Origin of the sequence: Salipaludibacillus agaradhaerens (assembly GCF_002019735.1) — a bacterium.
GTDB lineage: Bacteria > Bacillota > Bacilli > Bacillales > Salisediminibacteriaceae > Salipaludibacillus > Salipaludibacillus agaradhaerens.
Window position 1 is genome coordinate 1,803,313 of record NZ_KV917378.1, and the last position, 20,512, is coordinate 1,823,824.

The 20,512-nt window shown below is 41.0% G+C and carries 15 protein-coding genes; 4 read left to right on the forward strand and 11 right to left on the reverse strand.

The window, feature by feature from the left end; translation table 11 throughout:
- Positions 1–3 precede the first annotated feature (3 nt).
- The 6 genes from gatA to pcrB form a co-directional block, all read right to left on the reverse strand.
- Positions 4–1,464 (reverse strand): Asp-tRNA(Asn)/Glu-tRNA(Gln) amidotransferase subunit GatA, encoded by a 1,461-nt coding sequence (gene gatA, locus BK581_RS08605; protein ID WP_078577785.1) that lies wholly within the window; start codon positions 1,462–1,464, stop codon positions 4–6.
- A gap of 12 nt (positions 1,465–1,476) precedes the next feature.
- On the reverse strand, positions 1,477–1,767 hold the full coding sequence (gene gatC, locus BK581_RS08610) for an Asp-tRNA(Asn)/Glu-tRNA(Gln) amidotransferase subunit GatC (protein WP_078577786.1): 291 nt from the start codon (positions 1,765–1,767) through the stop codon (positions 1,477–1,479).
- Between the two features lie 208 nt (positions 1,768–1,975).
- Positions 1,976–3,148, reverse strand: coding sequence for a CamS family sex pheromone protein (locus tag BK581_RS08615; RefSeq protein WP_078577787.1), 1,173 nt, complete (start codon positions 3,146–3,148; stop codon positions 1,976–1,978).
- A gap of 231 nt (positions 3,149–3,379) precedes the next feature.
- A complete protein-coding gene (gene ligA / locus BK581_RS08620) occupies positions 3,380–5,395 on the reverse strand; it encodes an NAD-dependent DNA ligase LigA (protein ID WP_078577788.1) in 2,016 nt (671 codons plus the stop codon).
- 14 nt (positions 5,396–5,409) lie between these two features.
- Entirely contained in the window at positions 5,410–7,635 is a 2,226-nt protein-coding gene (pcrA, locus tag BK581_RS08625) for a DNA helicase PcrA (RefSeq protein ID WP_078579898.1), read from the reverse strand.
- A 48-nt stretch (positions 7,636–7,683) separates the two neighbouring features.
- Entirely contained in the window at positions 7,684–8,388 is a 705-nt protein-coding gene (gene pcrB / locus BK581_RS08630; RefSeq protein ID WP_078577789.1) for a heptaprenylglyceryl phosphate synthase, read from the reverse strand.
- 468 nt (positions 8,389–8,856) lie between these two features.
- On the opposite strand from pcrB, the gene purU reads away from it, so the two are divergent.
- Together purU and BK581_RS08640 are read left to right on the forward strand one after the other, a co-directional pair.
- The gene (purU, locus tag BK581_RS08635) at positions 8,857–9,753 is read left to right on the forward strand and encodes a formyltetrahydrofolate deformylase (protein WP_078577790.1); all 897 of its coding nucleotides are present in this window, start codon (positions 8,857–8,859) and stop codon (positions 9,751–9,753) included.
- 491 nt (positions 9,754–10,244) lie between these two features.
- A complete protein-coding gene (locus BK581_RS08640) occupies positions 10,245–11,228 on the forward strand; it encodes a nuclease-related domain-containing protein (RefSeq protein WP_078577791.1) in 984 nt (327 codons plus the stop codon).
- 305 nt (positions 11,229–11,533) lie between these two features.
- On the opposite strand, the gene BK581_RS08645 is transcribed toward BK581_RS08640, so the two are convergent.
- The 3 genes from BK581_RS08645 to BK581_RS08655 are packed head-to-tail and all read right to left on the reverse strand — an operon-like array spanning position 11,534 to position 14,690.
- Positions 11,534–11,833, reverse strand: a complete 300-nt coding sequence (locus BK581_RS08645; RefSeq protein WP_078577792.1) for a YerC/YecD family TrpR-related protein — start codon at positions 11,831–11,833, stop codon at positions 11,534–11,536.
- Between the two features lie 24 nt (positions 11,834–11,857).
- Positions 11,858–12,904: a DUF3048 domain-containing protein gene (locus BK581_RS08650; protein WP_078577793.1), complete on the reverse strand. Its 1,047-nt coding sequence runs from the start codon at positions 12,902–12,904 to the stop codon at positions 11,858–11,860.
- Between the two features lie 37 nt (positions 12,905–12,941).
- Positions 12,942–14,690 (reverse strand): adenine deaminase C-terminal domain-containing protein, encoded by a 1,749-nt coding sequence (locus BK581_RS08655; protein WP_078577794.1) that lies wholly within the window; start codon positions 14,688–14,690, stop codon positions 12,942–12,944.
- A 165-nt stretch (positions 14,691–14,855) separates the two neighbouring features.
- Here BK581_RS08655 and BK581_RS08660 point away from each other — a divergent pair, with 165 nt between their 5' ends.
- Together BK581_RS08660 and BK581_RS20115 are read left to right on the forward strand one after the other, a co-directional pair.
- Positions 14,856–15,113, forward strand: a complete 258-nt coding sequence (locus tag BK581_RS08660; RefSeq protein ID WP_078577795.1) for a YgaP family membrane protein — start codon at positions 14,856–14,858, stop codon at positions 15,111–15,113.
- Positions 15,114–15,125: 12 nt separating this feature from the next.
- Positions 15,126–15,278, forward strand: a complete 153-nt coding sequence (locus BK581_RS20115; protein WP_169837623.1) for a hypothetical protein — start codon at positions 15,126–15,128, stop codon at positions 15,276–15,278.
- Between the two features lie 548 nt (positions 15,279–15,826).
- Here the strand turns inward: BK581_RS20115 and BK581_RS08665 are convergent.
- Together BK581_RS08665 and BK581_RS08670 are read right to left on the reverse strand one after the other, a co-directional pair.
- Positions 15,827–16,645, reverse strand: coding sequence for a pentapeptide repeat-containing protein (locus tag BK581_RS08665; protein ID WP_078579899.1), 819 nt, complete (start codon positions 16,643–16,645; stop codon positions 15,827–15,829).
- A gap of 532 nt (positions 16,646–17,177) precedes the next feature.
- Positions 17,178–20,180 carry a LysM peptidoglycan-binding domain-containing protein gene (locus BK581_RS08670; RefSeq protein WP_078577796.1) on the reverse strand — a complete coding sequence of 1,001 codons (3,003 nt, stop codon included), beginning with the start codon at positions 20,178–20,180 and terminating at the stop codon, positions 17,178–17,180.
- Between the last annotated feature and the right edge of the window lie 332 nt (positions 20,181–20,512).

Genomic DNA, 20,512 nt, shown 5'->3' on the forward strand with positions numbered 1-20,512 from the left:
TCCTTACAGTTCCGGCTTTAATGTATGATGATCTGTTGCTTGCTCAAATGCATGTGCCACTTTTAAGACCGTTTCCTCATCAAAATGCTTCCCGATAATTTGCAGTCCAATAGGTAATCCATCACTAAATCCACAAGGGACACTAATGGCTGGGACACCTGCTAAATTCATCGGTATCGTTAAAATATCGTTAGCGTACATGGTTAAAGGGTCGTCCATTTTTTCACCGATTTTAAAGGCCGTTGTCGGTGCTGTAGGTCCAATAAGAACATCATAATTCAAGAACAAATCTTCAAAATCTTGTTTAATGAGTGTTCTGACTTTTTGTGCTTTTTTATAGTACGCATCGTAGTATCCTGAACTTAACGCAAAGGTTCCGAGCATGATCCGCCGCTTAACTTCATCACCGAAGCCTTCACTTCGTGTCTTTTTATAAGTTGATAATAAATCGTCTGCTTGTTTTCTATCGCCATAACGAATGCCATCAAATCGGGCCAAGTTTGCAGAAGCTTCTGATGAGGCTAACAAATAATAAGTGGCAAGGGCATATTTAGAATGAGGAAGAGACACTTCCTCCCAAGATGCGCCAAGCTCTTCCAGCTTAGCCAATGCTTCTTTTACCTTTTCTTTTACTTGTTCGTTGACACCTTCACCAAGATACTCTTTCGGAACACCAATTTTTAAGCCTTTAATATCACCTGTTAAAGCTTTTAAGAAATCAGGAACATTTATATCAGCGCTCGTGGAATCTCGTTTGTCATAACCTGCAATTTGCTGAAGAACATAGGCACTATCTTCAACCGTATTTGTGAGCGGGCCAATTTGATCGAGGGAGGAAGCAAATGCAACGAGACCATAGCGGGATACACGTCCGTATGTCGGCTTAAGTCCCACAACTCCGCAATAAGCGGCCGGCTGTCTAATGGAACCTCCTGTATCCGAACCTAGAGCAAATGGTACTTCTCCAGAGGCAACGGCTGCTGCCGAACCCCCACTTGAACCCCCGGGTACTCGTGTAAGATCCCAAGGATTTTTAACTTGTTTATAGCTGGAGTTTTCATTTGATGAACCCATGGCAAATTCATCCATGTTTAATTTGCCGACCGTTACTGTCTCTACTTCTTGTAATTTTTCAACGACAGTGGCGTCGTACAAAGGATCAAACTTATTAAGAAGTTGACTTCCACATGTTGTAACAAGACCTTTTGTCACAATATTATCTTTAATACCGATTGGTAATCCGAAAAGGACTTGTTCGGTCTCAACGTCACCGTTTGCTAATTTTTCATCTAACTGTTTGGCTTGAGTTAATGCCGCTTCTTCATTTAAGCGAAGAAAAGCACCGATTTTATCATCAATGTCAGTGATCCGGTCAAATGAAGCTTTTACTAGATCGGTTACGGTTAGCTCTTTATTATGTAGGCGTTCATGTAATTCCCGCAATGTGTGATCAAACAACGTCATATGAGTTCCTCCTTATTCAAGCACTGACGGCACTTTAAACTGGCCATCTTTTTGATCTGGGGCATTTTTTAGTGCATCATCATTGGATAATGATGATTTCATCTCATCTTCGCGAAGAACATTTCGAACGTCTAGCACGTGAGATGTGGGCTCAACATTGTCTGTCTCCACCTCATTAAGAAGTTCTGCAAAGGCAATAATTTCATCAAGTTGGTACGCATAACTCTCTATTTCTTTCTCTGTAAATTCCAGTCTCGCCAAATTGGCAACATGTTTGACTTGGTCTTTCGTAATACGTTCCATCGTAGCACCTCCAAAATTCTTTGAATAATCGCTAAAATCCTGACTCACAATAGTATGATCATACCAAAGAAGCACGCTTCAAGCAATCAAGTTTGAAGCGTGACAAATTCACTAGTTTCAAGCAAAGGACGAAAGGAAGGCCAGTCAAGGTGGACATTTACTTCAAAAAACCCAGCCACATCGGTGACTGGGAGATGCTTCTGTAACTTTAGCGGTAAACATGCATATAAGGCTCTTGTTCAGGGATTTGAACAATAAGAGCTTCTGCTCCGTTCACCGATTCTACATAAATATACACAGGTGCGTTATTGCCGAACGTATTTTCTACTTTTCCACTTAAAAATTGTGTTAACGCTACAATTTCAGCTTTCCCATGTGATTGAAGATTGATTTCTATCTTTAATTCTTGGAGGGTGTCATTTTTGTATCGTCCTTTTCCAACAACACCGACATTTGTATCAAAAAAGGTTTCTATATCTTGACGAAACTTAGTAAAGTTGTCGGAAAGACCTGGTTGTACCTCACGAGCTTGGCTCGAAGGAAAGGTAATAAACTCTTCATTTATAGCTTCCCAATTACCAAGTGAATCATCCCCACTTCCAGCTTGAGCCATCGCAACAAAGGTACCTGGTACAATGGATCCCCTTGCCTCTTCATTATAAAGAGCAATCGTCACTGGCACGTCTTCAAGCCCTTCCATTTCACGAAGACGCTCTAATATTTTTTGAGCCGCTTCTTCCCCATGCTCAAGAGCATCATTAGGATCTACTTCTTTTTCATGAAAATAGTAACCACCATCTTCATCTTCAGTTCTGAAATAATAAACAGAACGTAATGATATACCGATCACGACACCACTTAAGTTCACACCTGATTCATCATTACCAGTATAATAATTATGCTCCATTATATGCGAAATGATGAGTGGCTTATCAGCAAGGCGTTTTTCTTCAGAATCACCAGACCCTGGAGCAGGGTTTAATCCCGCGGGATTATCATCTTCGTCATACCGTCTCAGCCAAGAATTGATTAGCTCTCCAGAAAGATGAGACCCTTCTTGAAAATAGTAGCCTTCTTGCTCATAAACACTACTGGCAATCTCCATTAGACCGAGTTCAAATTGATCAATGTCAATTCGGTTATTCATAGCATGGGCAGTTGTCCCTCTGGCTTCACTTCTTTGATACGTGCCATCCACAAGCACGTTGCGATAAAAGTGATCCGGTGACTCGATCGTCGGTGTAATAATATATTCTGTTACATCTTCTTCCTCTGTTTCTTCTACGATGATGACATCTTCCTCTGCCCGTTCTAAACCAGGGATACACCCTGTCAATGTTATAACAAATACGAGACTAAGCACGCCCCATTTCTTCTTCATTCTTCCACACTCCCCGCCATTTGTTTATGGCGTAATCAGACTGTCATCGCCTCAACTTTGATGATCTACATCATATTTTCTCATACAAAGGACAAACGGTCTAGCCAATATTTTTGTCATTTTTTATCCACTCTGTAGGGACAGTAAAACCCCCACCTCAAAACTTAAGAAGGCCGAAAAGTTTAGTTTGGGGATAAAGGAAAACGCCCACTGATTGAAGCTTAGCTTTATCTATTTATCTCCGTTTAGTTCAGCTATAAACCGTTCTTCATCCCACACTTCTATCCCTAAATCCTCTGCTTTTCTTAACTTTGATCCTGCTTTTTCACCGGCGACCAAGAGGTTGGTATTGCTCGTCACACTTCCAGTTACTTTCCCCCCTTGAGCTTCTACTTCAGCTTTTGCTTCATTACGAGTCATCCGTTCCATCGTACCCGTTAGGACGACGGTCTTACCAGAAAATACGGTGTCAGATGTAACAGAAGCAGCTTGGGGTTTTGGACCATTATAGGTCATGTTAATACCTAATTCTTTTAATTCGTTAATGAGATCGATCACTTCTTTTTGTTCGAAATAAGTTTTAATGGCATCCGCCATTTTTTCTCCGATTTCATCAACCGCCTCTAACTCTTCTACAGAGGCACTCATTAAATTATCCACCGTATCAAATGTGATCGCTAACGTCTTGGCAGCTTTTGCTCCAACGTAACGAATACCGAGGCCAAACAACAGTTTCTCCAAAGAGTTATTCCGTGTCTTATCAATTGCTTCTAATAGGTTATCAACTGATTTTTCCCCCATACGTTCAAGCTCTAAAAGTTCTTCTCGCTTTAAACGATAAAGGTCTGCTACATCTTCAATTAAGTCATGTTCAAAAAGTTGTGTAATGACCTTTTCGCCAAGTCCGTCGATGTTCATGGCATTACGAGATACGAAATGAATAAGACCTTCGCGAATTTGCGCAGGACATTTCGGGTTCACACATCGAAGTGCCACTTCTCCTTCAATGCGGACGAGTTCACTTTCACACTCAGGGCATTGTGTTGGCATGTGAAACTCTTTCTCTTTTCCCGTTCGCTGTTCTGTCAATACATTAACCACTTTCGGAATAATATCTCCCGCTTTTTTAATAGTGACTCTATCGCCAATTTTCACATCTTGCTCACGAATTAAGTCTTCATTATGCAAGGAGGCTCTTTTTACCGTGGTTCCAGCTACAGATACCGGAGTTAAAATGGCAGTCGGTGTAATAACCCCTGTACGCCCAACGCTTAATTCAATATCTTCCAAAGTCGTCACCACTTCTTCTGCTGGAAATTTAAACGCAGTGGCCCACCGTGGGCTTTTCGCTGTGAATCCTAGCTTCTGCTGGTCACTAATCCGGTCTACTTTAATGACAATACCGTCAATATCGTAATCCAGTTCAGTTCGTTTATCAAGCCAGCTATCACAATAGGCAATAACCTCCTCAATCGTTTCGCAGTATTGAGTTTCTTTATTTGTTTTAAAACCTAGCTCTTTTACGTAGGAAAGTGCTTCATGGTGCGAATCGAGTTCGTTATTTTCTACTTTACCAACAGAGTAAATAAAAATGTCTAAATTCCGTTTCGCTGCTATTTTGGGATCTAGCTGTCTAAGAGACCCTGCCGCCGCGTTTCGTGGGTTAGCAAATAACGCCTCGCCATTTTTTTCTTTCGCTTCGTTAAGACGATTAAACGATTTTTTCGGCATAAACGCTTCACCACGGACGTCAATCGTCACGTTCTCTTTTAATTTAAGTGGAATGGAGGGAATTGTTTTTAAATTACTTGTAATATCCTCCCCAGTCGTTCCATCTCCCCGTGTAGCCCCTTGGACGAATAAGCCATTCTCATATTTAAGATTGACAGCTAAGCCGTCAATCTTAAGTTCACATATATAGGATGGTTCGTAGCCTAACCCTTGCTGTGCACGCCGAGCAAAGTCACGTAATTCTGTCTCATTAAATGCGTTAGACAGGCTGAGCATCGGGACATCGTGCTGAACCTTTTTAAATGCATCCAGCGGCTCGCCGCCTACTCGCTCTGTAGGAGAATCCGCCTGCTTCAGCTCTGGATTGGCCTCTTCAAGCGTCCTTAATTCCCGTAACAGCCGATCATATTCTGCGTCAGGCACCTTAGGATTATCAAGAACATAATAATGATAAGCATAATCATTTAATAAGGTCGTTAATTCTTCCAAACGTATTTTAACATCTTCAACAGCCATAATCAGTCACCACCTTATCCTTTCGTAATAGGAGCAAACTTCGCTGCTAGTCGTTTAACCCCTACTTGCGGAAACGCAATATCTAATTCAATATTTTCCCCGTTCCCCTTTATACTAACGACTGTACCTTGTCCCCACTTTTTATGGTTCGCTTTATCCCCTACTTGCCATTCAAAGGTGGCACCAGCGGTTGTCGTTGTTTGTGGCCGAATGACAGATTTTTTACGTTCAGGTATGGTTGCTGTATCCATTGCACTAGTTCTTTGAGAAGGACGCATCCATGGTGGATCTGCCGATTGTATCTCTGTCCCTTCCATTAAATCCTTAGGAATTTCGTTTAAGAAACGGGACGGGGGATTCATATTCGTCCGACCATATAATGTCCGCATCCTCGCTCGGCTTAAATAGAGATACCTTTCTGCCCGTGTGATTCCAACGTAAGCCAATCGCCTTTCCTCTTCCATTTCTACTTCTTCCATCAAAGCACGACTATGTGGAAAAACACCTTCCTCTAATCCGATAAGAAATACAACTGGGAACTCCAGTCCTTTTGCAGAATGTAACGTCATAAGGAGAATTTTTTCATCTGCTGTTGCATCATCATTATCCACTTGGTCAATGTCAGCAATGAGCGCTAAATCTGTTAAAAAGGCGATTAATGTTTTATCTTCATTCGTTTCTTCAAATTCTTTTGCCACTGTTAAAAATTCGTTTATATTCTCTAGCCTGCCTTCTGATTCAAGGCTTTTATCATTTTTTAGCATGTCGCGATAACCAGTCTTTTCGAGTAGCTCTTCGACTAACTCCATGACAGGCAAGTATTCTTGCATTTGCACCCAGCCGTGTAGCTGCTCTCCAAATTCATGCAATGTTTTTGCAAAGCGAGCACTTAAACCAACTTGTTCGATTTCTTGAATTGTTTGGAACAACGATAAATCATGCTGTGTCGCATAGGCTTGGAGTTTATCGAGCGTCGTATTACCAATTCCTCGTTTCGGGACGTTAATGATTCTCCGAAAACTAATATCGTCATCAGGGTTAGCTACCAGTCTTAGATATGCAAGTAAATCTTTAATTTCTTTTCTATCATAGAATTTTGTGCCACCGACAATGGTGTAGGGCAAACTTGATTTCACGAACAATTCCTCAATAACACGTGATTGTGCATTCGTTCGATAAAGAACAGCTACATCTGATGCTTTATAGGTACCGTTATCAATGTACTCTTTTACTTTCCCTACTACATATTGGGCTTCATCATGTTCATTATCTGCTTCATAATAGGTCAGCTTGTCGCCTTCGATATTTTCAGTCCATAAATTTTTTGGCTTGCGGCCGCTGTTATGATCAATAACTTTGTTAGCCGCCTCAAGGATTCGTTTCGTTGAGCGGTAATTTTGTTCTAGCATAACAACAGTCGCATTTTCATAATCTTTTTCAAATGAGAGAATATTTTTAATATCTGCCCCGCGCCAACGATAAATAGACTGGTCTGAGTCACCGACTACGCAAATATTTTTATGACGGTCAGCGATCATGTTAACTAACACATATTGTGCCCTGTTCGTATCCTGATACTCGTCCACCATCACGTATCTAAAGCGTCGTTGATAGTATTCAAGCACTTCTGGCACTTGTTTAAAAAGCGTAATTGTCGTCATAATTAAATCATCAAAATCCAGCGCTTGATTTTTCTTTAACTCCCTTTGATACGCTTTATAAACGTTATAAACGGTATCCTCGTAATAACCATTTGCTGTTTTACCAAAGTCTTCAGGTGTTTTTAGTTCGTTTTTTGCAGAACTAATCGTTCCAAGGATCGTCCTTGGATCAAACTTTTTCGGGTCGATGTTCATTTCCTTCACGAGACGTTTAATGACAGACTTTTGATCAGTAGAATCCAATATTGTGAAGTTTCGATTAAAGCCGATGCGATCGATGTCACGTCTCAGAATCCTAACGCACATGGAGTGGAAAGTAGAAATCCACATATCTTCCGCTTCTCCACCAATAATGCGTGAGACTCTGTCCTTCATTTCCCTTGCAGCCTTATTCGTAAAAGTAATAGCCAGAATAGACCAGTGTGGCACACCTTTTTCACCGATTAAATAGGCAATACGATGTGTCAAGACACGCGTCTTCCCACTGCCAGCCCCTGCCATGATAAGTAATGGTCCTTCATTATGCTTAACAGCGTTCTGCTGTTCAGGGTTTAAGCCTTCCAGTAATTCATGTTTCATATTATCACCATCCAAACGTACGTTCTCTTAAAAGTTATTTTACGCTTTTTATTGCCGCTCGTCCACTTGCTTTTTGACAGCATGAACGGTTTTGAGGGCTGTCTTTAAATCTGTATAGATTACATTTCCTACAACAATGGTATCCGCTCGCTCCGCCATTTCTTCCGCTTGCTCCACAGAGGTGATACCGCCACCGTAAAACAATTGTGATTTCTCAAGAATGTGATTCACTTCTTGCACCGTATCAGGATCGCCGTAAGTTCCGCTGTACTCTAGGTAAAAAATCGGCATATGGAATAGCTGATCGGTCATTCTCGCATAAGCCACAACGTCATCTTTCCCTAAGTCTGTCTCAGCTTCCGTCACTTGAGCCACTTTCGAGTTTTTGTTCAGGACACAATACCCTTCTGATAAAACTTCTTCAAAATTCATCATATGTCCAAACTCCTTTAAAGCACGGTGGTGTAAGCCATTAAGCCACGTGGTATTCCGCGTATTTAAGACTGACGGAATTAAAAAGTAATCAAATCCCGGGACAACAGCATTTAATGTACTTACTTCAAGGGCACAAGCTACACTATAGCGACGTACACGCATAAGTAAGTCTAACGTATTTTCTTCTGTTATATTATCACTTCCACCAATGATGATGGCATCTGTCCCTGATTCGCACAGCTGTTCAAGGGCTGTCTCATCAATTGGTTTTGCAGGATCTAATTTAAAAACATGTCGCCATTCATGGTACGCTTTCATAATTATCTATATCTCCAATCTATATTTGTCTGTGACATAGTATATCAAAAAACGTAAGGAGTCTCGACAGTAATCCTTTTAGTGTGATTAAATTTATATGCTAAAGAGATATAGGGCATGGTATAATAATGTTTATGCATTTTAACACTTTATCCCTTTAGTGCAGTTCATTTTCAAGGAAGCTAGAAAAAATCACTTACTTTCATCTGACTGAATACCTTGATATGTCAACGATGACAATGGATTTTTTGACATAACGCGCCAAATAAATTCTACTATGTAGTCAAAAAATTGTGCCATGCTTAAAGAGGCTGTACTGGCATAGCGGAGAAGCCCACAGAACGGAAAAAGCGAATTCTGTGGCAGATCTCCACGATAAACAGTGGTACCTCTAGTTACGAAATGGCATTATGATTATTCAGCAGCCCCTATTTAGTCGATTTATTTAATAAATGATTGGAGGATATTATGAACGTAAAAATGAATCACCGATTACAAGCTTATTTTGACCGCCACCAAAATCATGCCAGATTACTGATCACCTGCTTAGATCAACCAGGTATCGTGGCTGCTGTGTCAAAATTTTTATACGATAGAAAAGCGAATATTGTACAATCTGACCAATATACAACCGACCCTGAAGGCGGACAATTTTTTATGCGGGTCGCATTCGACATGCCTGAGATGAAAGATTATGAGGACACATTAGTAAGAGAATTCGAGGAAGTAGCTAACACGTTTAAGATGGAATGGCGGCTTTCCTTTGCCGACCAGTTAAAAAGAATGGCTATTTTTGTTTCCAAACAAGAACATTGTCTCCTTGAGTTATTATGGCAATTACAATCCGGAGATCTTACTGCTGAAGTCCCAATGGTCATTAGTAATCACCCAGACCATCGGGAACTAGTAGAGTCATTCAATATTCCTTTTTATCACATTCCCGTGACAAAGGAGACCAAAAAAGAAGCAGAACAAGAACAGCTTGCTCTTTTGAAGGATAAAGTGGATGTTATTGTCTTAGCGCGTTATATGCAGATCCTTTCACCGGAGTTTGTCGCTCATTATCCAGGGAAAATCATCAACATCCATCACTCATTTCTCCCTGCTTTTGTTGGGGCGAAGCCTTATGAACGAGCATACGAGCGAGGCGTTAAATTGATTGGTGCCACCTCCCATTACGTTACGAATGATCTGGACGAAGGGCCAATTATTGAACAAGATGTCCATCGCGTTAATCACCGCTACCACGTGGATGACTTAAAACGTATCGGCGGTCATATTGAACGATCTGTCTTAGCCCGAGCTGTAGGATGGCATCTGGAAGATCGTATTATTGCCCATAACAATAAAACCGTTGTTTTTTAATGACATTAGGGCGGGAATGAGTTCCCGCCTCATTATCGTTTTATCAGCAATTCCTATGTTGGTCCACTTTAGGTCGGCTTTCTCACCTTGGGGTCAGAGGCCACTTTGGGGCTGCTCAAGGATCATTTTTGGGTTAGCTTCTTACCACGGGTCAAGGACCAAATTTGTTTTTTGATTCTCATTTAATTTTAGGAGCTTATCTGATTTTCAGCAATCATCCCTAGTTTTTCAGCATTAACTCTGCTTTTTTACGCAACGCCACTCTTATTTTCAGCAACTCCGCCTTGTTTCAGCATTAACCTCTCGTTTTCACCCAACACTATCCGGAGTTTCAGCAATCACCCTTAGTTTTTCAGCACTACCTCTACTTTTTTACGCAACGTTGGCTTTATTCTCAGCAGTCTTTCATTAACTTTGAAATTTCTCTCCCATATAAAAAAAGGAATTTACTACCTTATTGTCGAATAGTCATTTGAAAAGGAGGTATTTTATTGATTTCTAAACCACGTACGATCCCCGTACCACTTCTTCAACTTGATTCTTTGCTTCGACGTCTCCCACCTTCTCATCCTAAAACCTCTACAGTTGCAGAAATGTTAGCGAAGTATAAAAAAGGCTATCGAGGTGAATTAGCTCTTGATTATTATCTTGACTATTTAGAATTAGACACCTGCTTCATCATCAATGATCTTAGATTACCAGACGGAATGAGCCGTTTTTTTCAGTTAGATACATTGCTCCTTACACCAACTTTTTTTTGCATTTTTGAAATTAAGAATCTCTCTGGAGTTCTGTCCTTTGACACATCACTTAACCAAATGAGACGGACTATCCACGGTGAAACTGAAGGGTATCTTGATCCTATATCTCAAGTACAAATGCAGCATGTTCATCTACGTCGTTTGCTCAAAAAGTACAGGTTCCCTCAAATTACTATCAACCCTTTTGTTGTTATCAGTCATCCTACTACAATTATAGAGAATAGGAATTCCTCTGTTTTACACGCTCATGCAGTACTCGCCACAATAAGTGAATTAGGAAAAGAATCCTCTAAACATCCTCTTCAATTCAATATGCTTCATGATTTAAATAAAAAATTATTAGAATTACATGTACCAAAAAGATTGGATGTTTTAAAAGAATTTAATATTGATAAAAATGAATTGATCTTCGGCGTCAGATGTGAGAAGTGTCGTGAATATGGTATGCGGAGGCACTACGCAGTGTGGATTTGTGACTTTTGCGGATATCAATCAAGACTTGCGCATTTACTGGCATTAGAGGATTATTCATTGTTAATTAACAACGTCATTACAAATAAACATGCACGCATTTTTTTGAAGGTAGATTCAAGGAATGCGATTACTTATTTATTCAAAACGATGAATGTCCAGCTGATAGGAAAGTATAATTATAGTGCTTATCGCCTTCCATTTGACTATTCGTACTCTAGGAAAGGACTATTTCAGTATTAACCTCTTGATTTTCAGCAACAACCCTATTTTTTTACGCTACTTCGCCTTGATTTTCAGCAACAACCTTTATTTTTCACGCAGCTTCTCCCTGATTTTCAGCAACTCTGCCTTGTTTCAGCATTAACCCCTCGTTTTCACGCAACACTATCCGGAGTTTCAGCAATCACCCTTAGTTTTTCAGCAAACCTCTACTTTTTCACGCACTTCCGCTCTGATTTTCAGCAATAATCCGTCATTTCTCCCCCCTATTTTCCATCATGTCATTCCAAAATAAAAAGACCTGGATGCGACCAGATCTTTAAGAATTATTCCTTTTCTTCAGCTACTCGGTCCAAGGCAAATTTGTAACCGTCATTCCCGTAGTTGATACAGCGCTTAACTCTTGAGATTGTAGCAGTGCTGGCACCGGTGTCTTTCTCAATACGTTGGTATGTGTCGCCTTCCATGAGCATACGTGCAACTTCCAGCCGCTGAGCGAGGGACTGTATTTCGTTCATCGTACAGAGGTCATCAAAAAATGTATAGCACTCCTCTACATCTTTTAGACTTAATATGGCTTTAAAAAGTTGGTCTAATTCTTTTCCTCTTAATTTATCAATTTGCATGGTCATGTTTCATCCTTTCTTCGATCATGGTGCAGAATGATACGACACATCGCCGATATCTTCCACGAAGTTAATCCACGTTTGTCCCGGCAAAAAGTTTAATGGCTCTCCATCTTTAAAAGGTAAAATGACGCCGTCTACATTTTTCCATTCTGCTTCGATTGCTTGTCCATTCTGAATCAAATAGGCAGCACCACCAGATTCAATATTAATGTGTCGCCGTCCTTGGTCATCAATCACTTGGTGAGAAGCAGCTACCACAAAAATATTTTTAGGTGCTACTGGTTCTCCTGTATCCAGATCATCGACTCGTTGGCCACCAACTGAACGTATGTAACGTTTTGTTTGTTCGTCATAATCAAATAATACATTATTAGATGTGCTGTTGTAATCTATTAACACTTCTAACGCGTCTTCACTAGCCTCGGCATGACTTGTTTCATCAGAAAATGGCAACTCAGGAGGTTCTCGATCTGTCATCGTTAAGCCTACATCGGCCGCTGCATCCACCAATTGACTATAAGAAGTATACATGTTGTGGGGAGCTGATCGCTCAGACCATCTTGTAAAAAAGCTCCCATCATAATTTAAGGCGTTGATGTGAGGATACCCTTGCTGAGCTATAAGCTCCAATGCTCCCGGGCTACCGCCAGCTGAAGCATAAATAGCGTCATATCCGTTGTTTAAATGAACATAATAATTTCTAGCACTTCTAACAGGACCTATTCGCTCAGGCTGTTGACTGTGAAACAGCGACAGCAACCGGGTGATGTGACCTTCTGATAAGACTTCATAAACCACATCGGCTTGATACAGTCCAGATTGCGGCCTAGCCGATTGTGAATTTTCAATCATGATACCGATTGCACGTTGGTCCACATCTTCACTCGTCTTTATGCCGGTAAGCGGAAACACATTATTGGCGTTTGATTCTTCCGCATGGGCAGCCTGCTCAGAACCATTGTTCTCTGAAGTCCTGTTGACTTCCGAATTTCCTTCACTGTTATTAGAGCTACAGCCAACGGTTAATAGCGCTAACATTATTAAACATCCAATTGTTTGTGTTTTCATTATAAATTATCCTTTCGTCTCTCTACACTTCTCTAGTTTAACGCATAATTGAAGGAAAGAGTACCCTTTTCTTTTTAACGTCAAAGATTCCTTTTTGTGTGATTCTAACATACGGCAAGTGTGTTGCAGAAAAAAACAGCAGGCTATAGATGGGATCCTCAAATAGATAACCTCTCTCTTTTAGCGCATTTTTCAGCTTAACTTCCTCATCTGCTAAGCCATTGTCGATTGTCAAATGAGACATCATCCCACCAAGCGGTAGTGTTATGGAAGCAGCTACCTTATCGCGATCAATTAACGTGATACCTCCCTTTTGTTTTTTCAATTGTTCGAAGGCATCCAAGAGTCCTTGTTTGCTTTTTCCTATAAGGATAATATCACCTGATGATGAAAATGAACTGGCAAAGCCATATAGATTATTGGCAAATCCTTTAATTAACGTTGCTACTAGCCAACCACCATGTCGGTCACACAACATCATAAAATTTTCATCTGAATGAGGCGGCAATTCTTCTCTCGTTAAATCAGTCTGAATCTGATAAGGGGTCATAATCACATTATTTGTCATTTTCAAACCTAAAGGCATTGAGAAATGAAAATCTTGCCTTGTAAGTTCCCAGCTTAGTTCTAGGGGAGAAAAACCATAATTTCCCCAATCAATATTTGTATCAGGAAAACAAGGCTTATTGTCTCTACGGACCCACGTTCCTTTTGCTAAAACATCGCTTGGAAGGGCGTTCTCTTTAGTGGACAATACATTAATATTAGCAGATCTACCTGGAGCAATCACCCCCATCACATCTTCCATGTGATAGTGCCTTGCTACATTTAGTGTCACCATATTTACTGCTTCAATAAAAGGAACACCTTCTTTTACAGCTAATGAAATTAAGCGATCCATCATGCCATCTATTAAAAAATGTGGTGGGGCGCCATCTGTTGTCATCATAAGGTGGTCATAATGGCAAAAGTGTTGTTCGTGAAGTTCTCTTAAGATATGAGGTAAGTCCGGTCTAATGGATGAATAACGTAATGAAGCTCGCATTCCGGCATCTAGCCGCTTGAGTATATCTTCTCCACTCATACTTTCATGGTCCGCACCGACACCCATCATCACCATCTGACTTAATGTTTTTTCTCCGGCTCCTGGCAAATGGCCCTCAATTGGTTTCCGTGCGTTTTTCGTTTCAAGCATCCAATGAAGCATTTGATCGTCTCCACTCAGCACACGAGGCCAACCTGTTAATTCTCCACCTTGCACAACATAAGGGTGATCGATCCAAGTCTTTAAATGTGAGTATAAAAAAACATCATTGCCATTTTTTAATTCTGTCTGGCTGTCGTACCTTGCCCACCATAGCATAGTTGCAGGGGTCTGCTGCATGTCATCTAAAAACGTAAGCGCTTTCTTTTTGTCCAAACAGAAAAAGAAAGGCATATTGTCATTGATAAGTGTGGTTGTTCCTCTTTCAGATGCATATTTGGCCAATGTGAGGGGATGATATAACTGAAACGGATGAGCATGATGTTCAATATATCCTGGAACAGCCCATTTATCCGTGGCGTCAAAAATGTCTGTGCCTCCCATATTTTCAGGCATGCCTTTACCAGTATAAATGATGCGATCTTGGTATATCCACACATTCCCACTCATCCAGCTTTTTCGATAGCTATTTAAGTAAGTTGCATTTTTAATGACAAGAGTGGGAGCTATTTCTCCTCTCACAACAGCTTGATGTTCACGTATCTGTTTTTTAGTCCAGTAATGTAAATATCCTTTTACCATATTATCACCAACTGATCTTAGGATTATTTATAATGTTGAGTCTTTCACAATGGTACGCTAAAAATTGAAACGGCAACAAAGTAACCGTTTACATTATCGTAACATATTTTCCCTTTAGTGAGGTAAGGATATTATTACATTTTCATTAAACGAAGGAGGATCACAATGTTTAGACCGAATATTGGAACACTTAATGCGCTAATTAGAATCACTTTTGGACTAACACTAGTCAGTTGGGGAGCTGCTGCCTTAGCTAAGCCAACGTACAGACGACAATCATCACCCTTAATGAGTGTTATCTTTGGATCAATGTCCGTCGCAGAAGGTATTACCCGATTTTGCCCATTTGTCTACATGTACGAAGGATATACAAAAGAGATGGATGACTTTGAGGAAGATTTTTCTCCTGTCAATCCCTCATAGGAGTTTTTCATTATGCAATGGGAATTCGCCCTTGACACACTGTTTTTGTTCTTTTTCTTTTTTGGTAGTTTAGTGTTCGGCGTCTATTTTTGGCTGAAGCTAAACAAAAAGCGCAAATTGTCAGAAGATCACGGTGTGCGGGATGAAGTATTAAAAAAGAAGTAACGCAGTTTATTCATGAGTTACTATGTCATTCTAAAAAACGAGACAGGACTAATTCCTCGTCTCGTTTTGTCATATTTAGCCTATTAAGGAGTTTGTTTTTAACCATGAGGAGACCTTCCCTCTTTTTTGTCTTCAACATTTTGACTTAATTTAATTATACGAATAACTATTAAGTTGAACTAATTTATAATACATACACACCTATAAAAAGAGAATCATACAGTGATTTTCTGCTCCAGACAGTCGCTTTCCCGCAGGTTCTCCTTCAGCTAAATAATGGGATAGACCCTTTCGCATCATTGCTTCTTCAGACGCTCCTGGTTCTCCGGGAGTCACCGTCTTTTTTAATCACATATAAGCACTCCCGGCTAATATAGAGAGGAGAGCTAACTCAATTGAGGCGGGAGATTCGAACGTTAATGTCCTGATTCACTCTCAACTACTAGTAAGTGAAAAAAGACGAAAAGGGCCACTGATTGAAGGGCCGCTTTATCATTGATTAGTTTTTTAAGATAAAAATTTAACTGTGAAAGTCAGTCAGTTGACTATTATATTAGCCAATGATCAGGTTTATTTAACGATGATGGCAACTTAGTATGCTTATTTCCCTTAGCTGAATTTATTTGAGCCTGAGTAAGAAATAGACTTCCGGTTAGATTGGCACCTCGTATATCAGCATCTCGCATGTCCGCACCAATTAAGTCAGTATAACTTAAATCCGCGTCTCTCAAGTCGGCCGCAATAAGTAAAGCCCCTCTTAGATCACGCCCACAAAGATTCTCTCTCCTTAAATTAGCACCGATGAAATCACTTACTCTCTTCTGTTTCGTCTCTTTTATTATTTTTTCTTTTCTTACTAATTCACTTGTTTTTAAAAGGAATTCATTCACTTTCACTCTATGACGTTGAACATCAAGAGTAAGTATAACAGTCCCTTTAAGATTAGTGAGACGTACTGTATCCTTAAACAGCTTCTTTAAGTCATGATGAAGAGGTTGCGCTTCTTCTCTACAAAGTGCTTCATCTATGTAGTAAAGCATTTCATATAGTTGTTGCATAATCGGAAAAACCAGAAACATTTCTTTAGCTAATTCTGAATTAGTTCGCCAATCGATCCCATTATAAGTGAATTGTGAGACTTTTTGACCCGCTCCATAGCATTCATATACCGAACAGCCACGAAATCCCTTTGATCTTAAATTGTTGTGAATGCCACAACGAAAATCTGTCCCCAAATTTTCACAAGGCACTCCGCTATCTTTATTACATGGAAAATCTGCTGACTTTGCATAAGGTAAGGCTACACAACACAAGCCAAAACAGCTTGTACAATCAGCACCCATATTTGTTGAGGGGTAATGTGACATGATGATGTTAGACAACCGGTCCACTTCCTTGAAAAATACTTTAACTACTATACTTCATTTTATTATACATATAGAAAGTAATATCTCAACTGTTAAAGCCCTCTCCTAATGCGGTTATCTGTGATAAATTATTATTGTATAGTTATTTCCGAACGTTATAAGTCACCTTCAATACAGAGAGAGGCTTTCCATGGGGCTCGTCTTCAACTAACTCTGCCTTTGCAACGCTCAGGATAATGGATTTTCAGACCTCGCTTTTTCCCACAGGAGTCGCCATCTTTCGTTCCAATTCGTCGTTTATAATGACGATAATATTCGTTTTATTGAGCGTAACATTGCATTATAAAATTTCAGTTATGTTTACTCCTTATTCTTTTATTTTCATTATACCTTTCATCAACACTAGCCTTTTTTCGATTCAAAAAAGCATATCATTTAATAACAAAAGAGCCTTGTAAAATAGGCTCTTTTGTTATTACTATGTTATTCCTTATTCTTAAAGTACATGCCCTTACCTCGCCAGCCACATTTTTTACCGCAGTCCTGCTGCCCGTTCCACTTGTGCTTGGTGTTGCGCATTTGGTCTACCATCCACATGGCGGATACTGTTAGAGAAATGAATACAAAAGTGACCGGTTATGCCGTTGTTCGTAATAAATTGGACATCGTGAGGCATGAAGTCCATACTAGCCGCAAGTCTCCTTCCGTCTACTTCTACGATAACGGCTCTCGGGGTCCAAGAAAATCCTCCCCAAATAGATTTTGCAATATTTGTATCTGTGACCGTTAACGTCTCACTGTCTGCATGGCCAGATCCCACTGTTCGTTTTATTTTAAAGCTTCGGCCGGTTTCAAAATCTGTTACAGTTGCTGTTTTTCCAATGGGAAACACATATTGAGCTTCAGTGAACCAATCGAGAAATTCTCCATGGCGTGCACTGACAACTTCTTTAACCCCTATATGATGAACAGGGATAGTTAATTTTTGTCCGATTGAAAGGGAGCTATTCGCCGTTAAATTGTTGGTTCTCAGTAATTCTGTTTGGGGAATGCCATATTGAATACTTAAATTCCAAATATTATCTCCCGACACAACCGTATGTGTCGTGTAAGTGATCGTATTTACTCCCGTTTGGTTCGGGGCATTTTTACCATCTGGTATCGTGAGTGCTTGTCCGACTTGAAGCATGTCACTTGTTAAATGATTGGCACTTCTTATGGAAGTAACTGTCACGCCAAATCGTGTTGCAATTTTAGATAGCGTATCACCTGACACAACTCTATACGTAAAGGTCGTTCTTTCCTCTGTTGGTGGAGGAGTCGTTTGACCATTAGGAACTGTTAGTACTTGACCTATTCGCAACACATCGCTCGTCAAATTGTTCGCACTTCTCAACGCCTCTGTCGTCGTGCCGAAGCGCTTCGCTATGACTGACAAGCTATCTCCTGATACAACCGTGTACGTCGTCGTCCCTGTTCCTCCACTTGGCGGTGGCGCTGACGACGTCGTTCCTGGAATCACCAGACGCTGACCTACTTGCAACACATCACTCGTCAAGTTGTTCGCACTTCTCAACGCTTCTGTCGTCGTGCCGAAACGCTTCGCTATGACCGACAGACTATCCCCGGATACGACTGTGTACGTCGTCCCTGTCGAACCGCTTGGGGGAGTCGTTGGGGACGTGGCTCCTGGAATCACCAGACGCTGACCTACTTGCAGCACATCGCTCGTCAAATTGTTCGCACTTCTTAGCGCTACTGTCGTCGTGCCGAAACGCTTCGCTATGACCGATAGACTATCCCCGGATACGACTGTGTACGTCGTCCCTGTTGAACCGCTTGGGGGAGTCGACGTGGCTCCTGGAATCACCAGGCGTTGCCCGACTTGCAACACATCGCTCGTCAAGTTATTCGCACTTCTCAACGCCTCTGTCGTCGTCCCGAAACGCTTCGCTATGACTGACAGACTATCCCCGGATACGACTGTGTACGTCGTCCCTGTCGAACCGCTTGGGGGAGTCGTTGGGGACGTGGCTCCTGGAATCACCAGACGCTGACCTACTTGCAGCACATCGCTCGTCAAGTTGTTCGCACTTCTCAACGCCTCTGTCGTCGTGCCGAAACGCTTCGCTATGACTGATAGACTATCTCCTGATACGACCGTGTACGTCGTCCCTGTTCCTCCGCTTGGCGGTGGCGCTGGCGACGTGGTTCCTGGGATCACGAGGCGCTGGCCTACTTGCAATACATCGCTCGTCAAGTTATTCCCACTTCTTAACGCTTCTGTCGTCGTCCCGAAACGTTTCGCTATAACTGATAGGCTATCTCCTGATACGACCGTGTACGTCGTGCTTGTTGAGCCGCTTGGCGGTGGTGCTGGTGACGTGGCTCCTGGAATCACGAGGCGCTGACCTACTTGTAACACATCGCTCGTCAAGTTGTTCGCATTTCTTAGCGCTACGGTCGTCGTTCCAAAACGCTTCGCTATGACTGACAAGCTATCTCCTGATACGACCGTGTACGTCGTACTTGTTGAGCCACTTGGCGGTGGTGCTGGCGACGTCGTTCCTGGGATCACGAGGCGCTGACCTACTTGCAACACATCGCTCGTCAAGTTGTTTGCACTTCTTAACGCTACTGTCGTCGTGCCGAAACGTTTCGCTATAACTGACAAGCTATCTCCTGATACGACCGTGTATATGGAATCAATTATTTGTGCCTGTGGAGAGGACGACGTAGGATTTTGTCCTGGTATGGTTAACGTTTGTCCTATCCGAATCGAATCTGACGTTAAATGATTCGCAGTCCTGAGGGCTTCTGTCGTTATGCCGAAACGTTTAGCGATAAGTGATAAACTATCGCCTGACACGACGGTATACGTACTTTGCTGAGCACTCCCATTTGCAATCGGTGTGGCTGATGGCTCTTTCTCAGGGCCAGGTGATGTTTCTGGTACGGTAGTACTTATTATAATTGGAATAATTAAGGATTGGCCCGTTCGAATGTTATCACCTGATAGCTTGTTCGCTTGACGAATAGCGTCCGCTGTTATCTTATAATCCCTCGCCACTACAGATAGAGATTCTCCAGCTTGTACAGTATGGAAGGCTTGAGGAAGTACCAGACGTTGATTTGGTTCAATAGCGTCTGACTTTAATCCATTGGCTCTTTTAATTGTGTCTACCGATATATTATAAGCTCGTGAAATAAGCCAGAGAGTATCATCCTGTTTTACGTGATAATAAATAGAACCTGTCTCTACAGATTGTGTTGTTGCTGCCGAGACAGTCTTATTATCAAATAACGGAATGGATGAAAATAACATCCCCCCGACCATCACTTTAACAATTGTTACTTTTAAAGAAGGGTATTTGCTTCTAGCTAGCTGTCTCACATTAACCATAAAATCTTGTCTTACTTCCGGTGTACTACCAAGCTCTTTAGCAAACTCTGTTAACTGTCCGTCTAAATGAATGATTAAAGCGTATTGTGACGCCTCTGCGTTTAACGCTCGTATCTCATGTCTAAAGGTCACTTTTTCATCTCCTTTACTGTGACTTGTCTATCAGTGAATCTCCTTTTTCTTTTACAGTTTTCTTCTTAAAAGGAGAATACATACGACTTTTTAGACAAAGATATTATTTTTCCACTAGCATTTGATATTTTTTCTTACACGTTTTTTTAATTACGATAATTTCGGTCCTCTAAAACTATTACTTTTAACCTAAAAAAGACCCATACACTATCCCCCTATAATACATAAACTTTCAAACCTTCTATCATTTTTACTGAAGACAAATAAAACTATATTACTGATTTTTTAAATGATCTATCCTATCCCCCTTCAGAAAGTACCTTCAATGTTCC

Bases quoted from the DNA above. Each gene is read 5' to 3' on its own strand.
- gatC (WP_078577786.1), bottom strand. From the start codon at position 1,767: ATGGAACGTATTACGAAAGACCAAGTCAAACATGTTGCCAATTTGGCG.
- BK581_RS08660 (WP_078577795.1), top strand. From the start codon at position 14,856: ATGTTTAGACCGAATATTGGAACACTTAATGCGCTAATTAGAATCACT.
- purU (WP_078577790.1), top strand. From the start codon at position 8,857: ATGAACGTAAAAATGAATCACCGATTACAAGCTTATTTTGACCGCCAC.
- BK581_RS08650 (WP_078577793.1), bottom strand. From the start codon at position 12,904: ATGAAAACACAAACAATTGGATGTTTAATAATGTTAGCGCTATTAACC.
- BK581_RS08645 (WP_078577792.1), bottom strand. From the start codon at position 11,833: ATGCAAATTGATAAATTAAGAGGAAAAGAATTAGACCAACTTTTTAAA.
- gatA (WP_078577785.1), bottom strand. From the start codon at position 1,464: ATGACGTTGTTTGATCACACATTGCGGGAATTACATGAACGCCTACAT.
- BK581_RS08655 (WP_078577794.1), bottom strand. From the start codon at position 14,690: ATGGTAAAAGGATATTTACATTACTGGACTAAAAAACAGATACGTGAA.
- BK581_RS08615 (WP_078577787.1), bottom strand. From the start codon at position 3,148: ATGAAGAAGAAATGGGGCGTGCTTAGTCTCGTATTTGTTATAACATTG.
- pcrA (WP_078579898.1), bottom strand. From the start codon at position 7,635: ATGAAACATGAATTACTGGAAGGCTTAAACCCTGAACAGCAGAACGCT.
- ligA (WP_078577788.1), bottom strand. From the start codon at position 5,395: ATGGCTGTTGAAGATGTTAAAATACGTTTGGAAGAATTAACGACCTTA.
- BK581_RS20115 (WP_169837623.1), top strand. From the start codon at position 15,126: ATGCAATGGGAATTCGCCCTTGACACACTGTTTTTGTTCTTTTTCTTT.
- pcrB (WP_078577789.1), bottom strand. From the start codon at position 8,388: ATGAAAGCGTACCATGAATGGCGACATGTTTTTAAATTAGATCCTGCA.
- BK581_RS08665 (WP_078579899.1), bottom strand. From the start codon at position 16,645: ATGTCACATTACCCCTCAACAAATATGGGTGCTGATTGTACAAGCTGT.